Genomic DNA, 303 nt, shown 5'->3' on the forward strand with positions numbered 1-303 from the left:
TATATCCCATTAACCCAGATGCCACGCCTTATCAACACCTCATTTATCTCAGCCCTTGCCGCTGGATTCCTGATGTAAAGGTCGTTGAGCTCGTACAAATTACACCCCCCAGAGTTACCTGAACTGAGGTTGAGCAATTCCGCCATTACGACCACCGCAGCACCGATTTGATCCTTGCCCAAATTATCCGCCGAAAGCCCAAGTGCGACCATATCGTCGTCAGCAGGAAAATCACGAGGATCCAATTCCATGGCTGAAAATAGCTCGGCCCTACGTACCAACCTTTCAATCGGTGCTGATTTT

The 303-nt window shown here is 49.2% G+C and carries 1 protein-coding gene; it reads right to left on the reverse strand.

The annotated features are described in order from the left end of the window. Positions 1-251, reverse strand: a 251-nt coding sequence (locus tag IV91_RS18665) for a hypothetical protein (protein WP_035418584.1), incomplete at its 3' end; no start/stop codon positions are given. Positions 252-303 lie beyond the last annotated feature (52 nt).

This window comes from Ferrovum myxofaciens (assembly GCF_000735045.1).
Classification (GTDB): Bacteria; Pseudomonadota; Gammaproteobacteria; order Burkholderiales; family Ferrovaceae; genus Ferrovum; species Ferrovum myxofaciens.